General features: G+C 56.0%; 11 protein-coding genes and 1 pseudogene. 1 reads left to right on the top strand and 11 read right to left on the bottom strand.

Annotated elements, in window-relative coordinates; all coding sequences use genetic code 11:
• Positions 1–894 precede the first annotated feature (894 nt).
• Positions 895–1,314, top strand: coding sequence for a transposase (locus BP737_RS13665; protein WP_292405742.1), 420 nt, complete (start codon positions 895–897; stop codon positions 1,312–1,314).
• 220 nt (positions 1,315–1,534) lie between these two features.
• On the opposite strand, the gene BP737_RS13660 is transcribed toward BP737_RS13665, so the two are convergent.
• From BP737_RS13660 to BP737_RS13615, 11 genes and pseudogenes are all read right to left on the bottom strand, one after another.
• Positions 1,535–1,963, bottom strand: coding sequence for a hydrogenase maturation protease (locus BP737_RS13660; RefSeq protein ID WP_342686270.1), 429 nt, complete (start codon positions 1,961–1,963; stop codon positions 1,535–1,537).
• A gap of 79 nt (positions 1,964–2,042) precedes the next feature.
• Positions 2,043–3,515, bottom strand: a complete 1,473-nt coding sequence (locus BP737_RS13655; RefSeq protein WP_292405748.1) for a complex I subunit 5 family protein — start codon at positions 3,513–3,515, stop codon at positions 2,043–2,045.
• A gap of 142 nt (positions 3,516–3,657) precedes the next feature.
• The gene (locus BP737_RS13650; RefSeq protein WP_292405751.1) at positions 3,658–4,077 is read right to left on the bottom strand and encodes an NADH-quinone oxidoreductase subunit B family protein; all 420 of its coding nucleotides are present in this window, start codon (positions 4,075–4,077) and stop codon (positions 3,658–3,660) included.
• Positions 4,074–4,385, bottom strand: a complete 312-nt coding sequence (locus tag BP737_RS13645; protein WP_292405754.1) for a hypothetical protein — start codon at positions 4,383–4,385, stop codon at positions 4,074–4,076. The genes BP737_RS13650 and BP737_RS13645 overlap by 4 nt, the downstream gene beginning before the upstream one ends.
• Positions 4,386–4,490: 105 nt before the next feature.
• A pseudogene (locus tag BP737_RS14830) lies at positions 4,491–4,739 on the bottom strand (4Fe-4S dicluster domain-containing protein); the annotation flags it as partial.
• 14 nt (positions 4,740–4,753) lie between these two features.
• Entirely contained in the window at positions 4,754–5,683 is a 930-nt protein-coding gene (locus tag BP737_RS13640) for a respiratory chain complex I subunit 1 family protein (RefSeq protein WP_292405758.1), read from the bottom strand.
• A complete protein-coding gene (locus tag BP737_RS13635; protein ID WP_292405761.1) occupies positions 5,680–7,260 on the bottom strand; it encodes an NADH-quinone oxidoreductase subunit C in 1,581 nt (526 codons plus the stop codon). The genes BP737_RS13640 and BP737_RS13635 overlap by 4 nt, the downstream gene beginning before the upstream one ends.
• Positions 7,253–7,534 (bottom strand): hypothetical protein, encoded by a 282-nt coding sequence (locus BP737_RS13630; protein WP_292405764.1) that lies wholly within the window; start codon positions 7,532–7,534, stop codon positions 7,253–7,255. Before BP737_RS13630 ends, BP737_RS13635 begins: the two co-directional genes overlap by 8 nt.
• On the bottom strand, positions 7,531–8,448 hold the full coding sequence (locus BP737_RS13625) for a CoB--CoM heterodisulfide reductase iron-sulfur subunit B family protein (protein WP_342686269.1): 918 nt from the start codon (positions 8,446–8,448) through the stop codon (positions 7,531–7,533). Before BP737_RS13625 ends, BP737_RS13630 begins: the two co-directional genes overlap by 4 nt.
• Complete coding sequence (locus BP737_RS13620) at positions 8,449–8,718, bottom strand: hypothetical protein (protein WP_292405771.1); 270 nt, start codon at positions 8,716–8,718, stop codon at positions 8,449–8,451.
• Between the two features lie 18 nt (positions 8,719–8,736).
• Entirely contained in the window at positions 8,737–9,258 is a 522-nt protein-coding gene (locus tag BP737_RS13615) for a 4Fe-4S dicluster domain-containing protein (protein WP_292405774.1), read from the bottom strand.
• Between the last annotated feature and the right edge of the window lie 623 nt (positions 9,259–9,881).

Below are 9,881 nucleotides of genomic sequence, written 5' to 3'. Positions count from 1 at the left end.
GGAATCGTCAGCCGCTGGAAACTTTTAGGATGACTTCCTCCACTACCGGGAGGGGGTGTCCCCCTCCCGGACCTTCCCCCAGGTGGCGACACCCAATGGAAAGCCGTATCCCGGACTAGCATGCGAGCGGGAACACCCGGGTGGGATCTCAGGTTATCAGTTGTTTCGTAGGGCACTACTGACCGTTGCATCTAACATTTCACACACCGTCGCCTCACGCGAGCACTGTTCGGTGCAGAGCCGCGGAGATAATTGCATCGATCCCGAATGATCGGACTCTACGTGATGCTCATCCCCACCTCCGATGAGGTGGGCGCTGGATCTGGTTTTTCCCCGGTTTACCCCGGGACAGTGGACCGTGGTAGGTATCGCCTTTGGGGGGGGGACAGTGCGTGGCGATAGCCATGAGGAATCTGTGCCCGGGTATGGCCCCGGAACCCAGGAATGATGTTAGTATAGTGGTTACTCGGAATCGGACCACTATTGACTGCTCCCCCAATCTTTCGCGAAAGAGAGCAACCCCACACACCAGGATCAGCAAAATAAGGTGAAATAGTCCACTACCACAGTTTTCCGTTTTGGTTCCCTCAACATCCGTCAAGGATCATCCCTCTGATCGGTCGTATTCGTGGAACGCATCAACACGATGGCTTCGTCTTTTCGGTAACGTACACAGGTGATGTAAAATCAGAATACCCCCTGTATCCAACAGTTATTGGCGAACGGAGGATACAGGGTAATGTATCTAAGGTACCCTATCGATAACTCTCTTACCAGCAACGATGAGGGCATGAAGACCCTGCTCACCTGGTTTCTCAACGAGGCGATGGAGCAGGAGGCGAAAAGTCCAGCCGGTGCTCTCGCATCCGGGCATCGAGCAAATCTCCCCCGCGTATGTATCCCACGCTGACGAAAGAACTGGATACCCGGGTCCAAGAGTTCTTCTCCCGGCCCATTGCACCGCATATTCCCTACCTCTTTGTGGATGCGTCCTCTTTCACGGTGAGAGACAGTGTTCGGTACTATACCCCGGCGATCACGAGGAGCGCCGGGATCCGAACCGACGGGATGCGGGAGATCCTCGGAGCGAGGATCGCCGATTGTGAGAACGAACGCACCTGGGAAAATCTCTTTAGTGAGCTCAAAGACCGGGGTCTGGAGCGGGTGGACCTGGTGATCTCTGATGGCCACCGAGGTATCCAGAGCGCCACTGGGCGATCCTTTCTGGAGGTTGGGGTAGGTCTTCTTCGAGTAGTTGCAGGAATAGAGCGAAATGTGGGACGCCTTGACGGCAGACAGAGCGGCCTCGGTTAATCAGATATACTGAGATGACAACAATTAGAGGAGCTCCTTGGTTTTGTCTTTGGTCGGATAAACAAGGAGTTCCCATTCTCATAATAACTTCGCTGAACTCACCGGGAGACCGCGAATACGATTTCTACAAAGCCAATAATTCTTCTTCGAAGATACGTTGCCATCCCACAACAACTTACCAGAGCCCTCCCCGGTAACCTGACAGAATCTACGACTGCGGTCACAAATTCTCCCGGTCCAGGAGAGAGAGAATAACTCCGGCACAATGCCGGACAGCCTGGCTTGATTCGGGAGAAAGACCTGATGACTGCGCGACAACCGCAGGCTGGATCCCGATGATAAAGACATCCGCACCAGTCTCTTCCTGGAGGTATTCCATAAGGATCTCAAGCGAGATCTTATGAATCCCCATCCTGACCCAAGATACCTCTTCTCTCTCTACGATCGTTATCCGGCCCGGGTCCGCTCCCCAATCCACGGCATCGAGAAAGACGATAACAGATGGATCGAAACGCTTGATAATCCCGGTGTACTCTTCCGGCGTAATACCCGCATCGATGGCATGGCGCACATGATCTTTGATAGAATCGAGAAGAACAGAACCGATGCCGTCATCGCCCCACATCCGGTTGCCTACCCCGACAAACACGATCCGGCCGGGATCACCGCCAAGCCTGGCGGAAAGTACCGTTTTGAGATCTGCCGGGAGGAGATTGTCCGTGATTGTTTCATCCTCCTTTCATCAGGAATACGATTTGTGCAATATACTGGAGGGTACCTGACACCAGGCCCGGGAACAGCCCGATGATGACGCAGAGCAAGGCCATGACCACGATCGGGAGCATCATGTACACCGGTGGGTCCTGCACGCCCCCGAGCTCGCCCTTCGGCTTCCCGAGGAAGATCACGATGAACGCGTGTATGAGGCAAATAAAGGTCAGGATGCTCGTGGCCCACCCGCAGATGGAGAAAAAGGTGAAGCCCTGCCCCGCTATGGTGAACAGGACAGGGAAGCCCGCCTGTATCGAGCCCTCGTAGATGGCCTCCTTGCTCAGGAAACCGTTCAGGAACGGCAGGCCCGACATGGCGAGCGACGCCACCAGGAAGCATATCGCCGTGACGGGCATCTTCGTGAGCAGGCCGCCCATCTTGTGGATCTGCCGCGTGTTCACCCGTAGTATCAGCGCGCCCGCGATGAGGAACAGGCAGCCCTTGAACAGCATGTGGTTCATGACGTGGAACAGCCCGCCGTAGATCCCCAGGGGGACCGCGAGGCCGAAGCCCATGACGATGTAGCCCATCTGGCTGATGCTGTGGTACGCGAGCAGCCGCTTGAGATCCGCGGAGAGCAGGGCCATGATCACGCCGGCGAACATGTTGAGCACCCCGAGGCCGGCCACGACCAGCACGAGCGTGGAGGCCCCGGATATCAGGAAGAACGGGTACATCGCCTTGACCATCGCGATGACGCTGGCTTTGATCAGGATGCCCGACATGGTGGCGCTGATCGGGGCCGGCGCGTCGGAGTGGGCGGACGGAAGCCAGATGATGCCCAGCGGCAGAACTCCTGCTTTTGTTCCAAACCCGAAGAGAAAGAGGAAGGCAAGCAGAAACGTATCTCCGTCGGAGAGCCGGGAAATATCCATGAGCCTGAGGTCCAGCGTCCCGGTACTGCCGTACAGGATAAATGAACCGTAGATGACCAGGATCACCTCGACGATACTGATGGCAAGATAGATGTAGGCGGCCCTTATCGCCCTTTTTGTCCTCCCAAAGAGGATAAGCACCGCACTCGCGACCGTCGCTGCTTCAAGGAACACCAGCATGACCAGGACATTGTAGGTGCAGGCCATGCCGCACATCGTGCCGGCAAGGACAAAGTAGAGACTGAAAAACGTCGCATCAAAGCGATTGTTTTCGCGATAGATGAGTGAATAAACAAGCACCAGCATTCCGAGGAAGGCCACGAGACAGGAGATGAATGCCCCGGGGGCATCAAGAACTATCGCACCGACTGCTGCGGGGCTGATCATCCGGCCTTGCAATGCGATGAGATACGCGAGGTTCATCGCAAAGAGAAGCGCCATGAAGCATACGATCAGACTCCGCTGGAACCTCTCGGAGCGACCGCGCGCCAGGTAGACGAGAAGACCTCCGGCAACGGGAAGCAGAACCGGAACCAGGGCATAATAATCCTGCATCGCTATCCTTCCTTAGAGACGGGAAAATCCGGGGAGGTGACGGATGATCGTCATGGAAGCACCCGCATCCGCCTGCACAGCCCTTTGAACCGGCAGACACGGTATTCCCGCCTGTCCGCGAGAGTGTATTTTCCCGTCATGGTCAGAACATCCTCATCGCTTTGAGGAGTCCGTCAACGATAGCCTCGGGTTTTGGCGGGCACCCCGGGATCCTCACGTCAACCGGCAGGATCTTCTCGACAGGCCCGGCAATGGAGTAGTTCTCGTCATCGACAAATACCCCGCCCGAACAGCCGCAGGCCCCCATGGCAACGACCCGTTTGGGTGCCGGCGTCTGGGCGTAGATCCGTTCAAGAAACGGCTTTGTGTGAAGAGGGACCGGGCCGGTAACCAGCAGGATATCTGCAAACCGGGGAGATGCGACCAGTTTTATGCCCAGACGCTCAAGGTCGTACCGCGGGCTAAAACAGGCCACTATTTCGAGGTCGCACCCGTTGCAGCCTCCCGCGTGTGCATGGTACACCCACGGCGATTTTTTAAGAAAGGTGCCTGAAAGACTCATATGAACTTCCTTGGGTAGGTATTCCATTTCACACTGAACTTCTGCCGGCAGGAAATGCATGCGGTCAGGTACAACTCAAGATCCTTCCTGACAATCACGGCCGTCTCAGGTTTGAGACGGGCAAGCATCCGGTCCGCCGTCACCTGCAGGCATTTTTCGGTGACCGGCATCTCTGCGCCGCAGACCCTGCATCGCTGGAGGGGCAGGCTGGTATCAACCGTGATCTGCTTTGACTCCCGTTCATGGGAGAGACTGAGTGCTTGCGCATACCGATCCGATGCAGACAACTCAAGTTCGTGATCATGCAAACACTGTCTGCCCGGATCGGAACCGACGGCATCCGCCGACGGAATTCCCGTCAAACCGTCTTCGCGACTGGCGGTTCCAAAAAAGAGATCGAGCGCCTGTTCGGGACAGATATCCGCACACCGTGCACAGTAAAGGCACCTGAGACTATCGATTGACACGGTTCGTACGCCCTTGTGATCCGTGACGCTCGTCGCCCCGCTCGAGCACCGCTCATTACATGCGCCGCATCCCGTGCACCTGAGAGCATCGCGCCTCGGCAGTCCCCGGGACAGGTATGCGATAAAGCCGAACGATTCGCGGACCGTTACCGGCTTACGAAACAGGTTTGCGGCAAGTCCGCCAAAGGCTCGCACCTTCGTGAACAGTTTCACAGTACGTACCTCCCTGCCGCCGCCCAGACTACGGCAATCACCGAGAGAGCCAGCGGCACCCTGAGCAGCCACCGGGTTGCCTGATCGATCCTGAATCTTCCAAACAGGGAGTGGACAACCGCGATCATGGCGGTAGTGACGCCCACACCGGCAAAAAAGACCACCCAGGCCATGAATCCGGACGAAGGCACCCACAGGAAAAGATCGGCAAACAGTGCGACCAGAACAAAGATCAGCATCAGCCTGGTGGCTTCGAGGACCCCCAGCAGTTTCCCGCTGTATTCCGTGGTCAGGCCGCTCACGATCTCGGACTCCGCATCGGAGATGTCAAACGGTTTTATATGCAGTTTCACGAGGATCGAGAGAAAGACAACGATTGCTGCAAACGGGTTGAGGAGAAGGTTGAACCCCATCATGTCCTCGATGGAAAGAGAGTCGTACGAGATGGCAAGGGCAAATGTGCCAAGGATAAAGGGGATCTCATTGGTGAGCATCAGTTCGATCTCCCTGACACCCCCGATCACGGCAAACAGAGACCCGCTCGTGATTCCCCCGACAATGACACAGAGGATCTCGCCCATCAGCAGGTAGACGAGGACCACCAGGCCAAACGAATAATCAAACGAGATCCCGGCTATGGGTACAAAAAGGGTTGCGAGCGCAACACATACAAGAGCCATGACCGGTCCGATAATAAAGAGCGGGCTTGCTTTCTCCGGAATAAATGTATCTTTCGAGAAAAGTTTGAGGATATCGTAGAGCGGCTGGAAGATCTTTGTCCGGTCGATATCGCGCCAGGCCGGGGGAATGCTGACCAGCGGACCCCTGCGCGACTGGATCCGGGCGGTAAGTTTCCGCAGCAGGAACGAGAGGAGGATACCCGTACAAAACGCGATGAGAGGGTTTATCCAGAATATCCCGGTCATGATCCTTCGCTGCCCGGTGTCACCGTTTCTTGGGGGGTTAGGGTCGTAACACGGTCTGTACAGGAAAAACAGGGATCGATACTCCCGATGATCACCGGTACGTCGCCGATGGTGCTGCCCTTAATCAGGTTGAGCATTATCCTGACATTCGGGAAGGTGGGAACCCTGAGGCGGACGAAATCCGGGGTGTTTGTGCCGTTTGAAGCAACATGGTAGAGAAGCTCCCCCCTCGGGGGTTCGGTCCTTGAGAATCCCTCGCCGCAGGGCAGCTCATGTACCAGGGGGACGGGTTCTGAGGGGGATGATCGTATCACATCGCAGCACTGCTCACAGATATGCAGGGACATAAGGACCTCCCGCATCCGTACCTGCATCCGTGCAAAACAGTCACCTCCGTTCTCAGTAACCACATCCCAGTCCACATCCTCATAGGCCGCATAGGGCAGGTTTTTCCTGATATCCAGGTTCAGCCCGCTTCCCCGGGCGATCGGGCCGACTGCACCGGACTCCCGGGCCGCATCCGGGGTGAGAACACCGATTGTACGAAGCCTGCCGGTGAAGACATCGTTTGCCAGGCACTGGTCAAAGTATTCAGGTACCGATTTTTTGAGGTCTTGTAATTTTGAGAGAATGACGTCGGTATGGACCGGCGTTACATCGTTCCTGATGCCCCCAAGGGTGATGATGCCGTGGCTGATCCGCTGGCCCGACATGACCTCCAGGCTGTCGAGAATATCTTCGCGGATCCGGATCGCGTGCATCAGCATGGTCCGGAATCCGGCCAGATCGCCCATCAGACCGATAGCAAGGATATGGCTCTTCATCCGTTCCATCTCCCCGAGCAGTGTCCGGACATAGCGGGCCTTTTTGGAAATCGCGATACCTCCGATCTCTTCTACAGCCTGGGCGAAGGTCAGGGAGTGATGGACATTGCAGAACCCGCAGATCCGCTCTGCCAGGAAGAGATCCTTGTAGTAATCGCGCCGCTCCATAAGCTTGATGATACTCCGGTGGTTAAACCCGAGTTTGAGATCGGCATCCCTGACGATCTCGTCTTCAACGGACATCTTCAGGTAATTGCTCTCGATCAAGGCAGGATGGTACGGCCCGTACGGAACCACGGACAGCTGCTTGGTGAAGATGTTATCGTGAGGCGGGTGAGCCGTGGGGCCGGTATCGATTCTCTCGCTCCGGGGGTCCTGCTGCTGGCGGGTACTGGTATGCATGTCCTCCCAGTTGAGGGGCAGCCAGAGATGCCGGGGATCAGGATGGTTTTTTACCTCTACCCCCAGAAACTCGATCATCTCCCTCTCCGCCCAGTCCGCCTGGGTCGTGATCGGCGTCACGGACTCGATGACCGGTTTTTTCCGGTTTACAAACGTCCGGAGTGCCAGGTTCCGGCCGGGAATTTCATCATCGAACGTGAAATAATAGTCTATCCTGATCCCGGGGACTCCCATATCGACCCCGGAGGCGTACAACATCCGTGCCCCCCGGTTCAGGAGAGATGAGACCTCGGCGCTGATCTTATCCGCCGGGATCTCGGTGACCTCAAGCGAGGGCTTTTTCTCACTCATCGTCCACGCTCCCGAACGGCGATTCAGGTGTGTATATCTCGTCCCTGGTAAGGTAGAGCTCGCTTGCCCCGCAATTGAAGTTCTCATCGACGTTCCTGTACTCTGGGATAAGTGTCGGGATGATCACCGAGAAAAAAATATAGAACGATACCAGCGAGCCAAGCTCTGCAAACAGGAAAAGCAGCATGGGTGAACCGTTCAGCTCGGGCAGGAATATCGCCCCGACAACACTGATCACCAGAATGATCATCGAGACTGCGAAATAGGGCTTCATCTCCGGTCACTCTCCCACTTTGCGATGATTGCGTCGACCGGTGCCGTCCTCAGGTACCGCATCCCGAAGTCACCGGGATCGATCCCACGGGAGAGGGCAAGGAGTTCTGCCAGGTGGATGATCGGGATTCCGAACTCATACCCGATCTCTTTTTTTAAGATCTGGAGCGCCCGTTCAAACTGGTCGTAGCAGCCGGAACAGACGATCACGAGGGCATCCACGTTGAGGGCTTTGATTGCATCAAACTTCTTTTTTGCGCGCTCATAGGTCGCAAAATGACGGTCTGCAAGATTTGCCTGCAGTCCGCAGCACATCTGCTCCTCTTCATAGGGAACGACCTCATCAACGAGAATTCCGGTCAATTCGGAAAAATACCTGACAAGCCGCCCGTCGTCGAATATCCGCATGTGGCAGCCCGGGTGAATGGCCACCCGTATGGGGACCTTCCGCGATTCTCTCCTGATGCGGTCGAGACCCACCTCCTCATACAGGACCTCAAGGAGGTGCCTGACCCTGATGGAGGCATTGTAGTGACTGTGGGCCTCTGCCAGGTACTCGTTTACCTGTTTTAACTTCTCCGGGTTCTCTTTGAGGAGCTGGTTTGCCTCGTACAGGGTGACATAGCAGCCGTTGCATGAGACCAACACGTCGCGCCCGTCACCTTCCGCCTGGAGCAGGTTATACGATGCCAGCGTGAGCCAGACCCGTTCGTCCACGGATTTCCAGACTCCGGCCCGCGGGCAGCAGGTCCCCTTTTTGAGATACTCAAGGTCGACCCCGAGTTCCGGCAGGGTGTGCATGATGGCAGATTCGCCCCACGGCATCTTGACCGGCATCACGCAGCCCAGGAAGAACGAGTACCGGGATTTTACAGCGATGGCATTATCTTTTGACGAATTCGGGATGTCAGCCATTTAACACTGGTACTCCATGGTATCGAGGTCGAGTCCGATCTTCTTGTCAACCTTCATGGCTTTGATCAGGGTTTGAACGTCCTCTACAGCCTCCGGGTACCGGTGGGCTGTGGGCGGAACCGGCTCAAGTCCCGATTTGCGTCGGTACTCCATGATCTCCTCATTGATGGGATAGAGAAGGCCTATCGAGAAATGCCTGATCAACTGCGCCTTCACAGTTGTGGGAATCGGGACTTTAACCGGGCGCCGCCAGGGAAATATGTCGCTCATTCCTCTCACCTCATGAAATCAGCGATTTTCCTCCCTGGATACCAGCTCTATCGCCCTGGCGGAACAGACCTTGATGCAGCTCGGATCCCCTCCGCAGAGATCGCACTTGGTCATCGCCTTCAGGCCCCGCTGCATCTGGGGCACGGATATCGGGCATGCCCAGGTACACGACCTGCACCCGATACACCGCATCTTATCAATAGTTACAATCCCGGTCTGCGGGTCCTTGGATATAGCGCCAACAGGACAGGCCGCAAGGCACATCGGATCGGAGCAGTGATGGCAGTGTATCCTCACGAATTCGTTATCGGGGCCCCGGATCACCCTGCAAAGAGACAGATCGTAGTTGTAGGTATTGAAATTCTTAAAAGAACATGCGGTCATACACTGCCTGCATCCGGTACATCGGTCTGGATGGTGGAGGATTATCTTCGTATCAGCGCAGGCAGGATGAAGATGCGGCGTTGTCGGATGAACACTCTCCATAACTGCCGGCGGTGTGTTTATGAAGGGGCCTGCATTCAAACCGGAGATCTTCATGTCACTCAATGATTATCCCTATATGCAAAAGACACTATCCTCGGTGCTGATGCATCTCCTGTTGTTAACCAAAATTTTAATTCGTTGAGATTTTCCCATCAACCGTTGACACACCATCTCTGTTATATGTTTCGATGCGAGCTTGCGAGACGAGCAGCGACCTTCCTAAACAACTATGCGGCAGACGCTCGGTCATGCTTGTTCGTCCTCGTTTCATTTCCCGGCGCTCACTCTCCTCCGGCTCGCTTCACATCACCTCGCTGTTTCTCTTCGGTTGATTGTTGGGACGAAGACGCCCCTGGCTCGTCGCGCCGCTCCGGCGTCAGCACCTGATCTGGCCCGCTCCTCGCATACCGCTTCGCGGAATGTTCATTGCTGTTGATGCGACAGACGCGGACGCTCAGTGATTTCGCTCGCTCGACGCACAGGGGGCTCCGACTTGCCGCTGGGCCCTGACGACCTTCCTCCCGCTCCACTCCTCCCCCTTTGAAAGGGAGGGCAGTCATTGCGATACCCCAGGGAAAGCCGTGTCCCGGACTCGCATACGAGCGGGAACACCCGGGTGGGATCTCAGATACCGGTTGTTTCGTAGGACACTACTGGATCATTGCACCTTATTTTGC

It is taken from the genome of Methanoculleus sp. UBA291 (assembly GCF_002499755.1).
GTDB lineage: Archaea > Halobacteriota > Methanomicrobia > Methanomicrobiales > Methanoculleaceae > Methanoculleus > Methanoculleus palmolei.
Note: the sequence above shows the minus strand (reverse complement) of the source record. Positions and strands in the feature narration are given on the sequence as shown.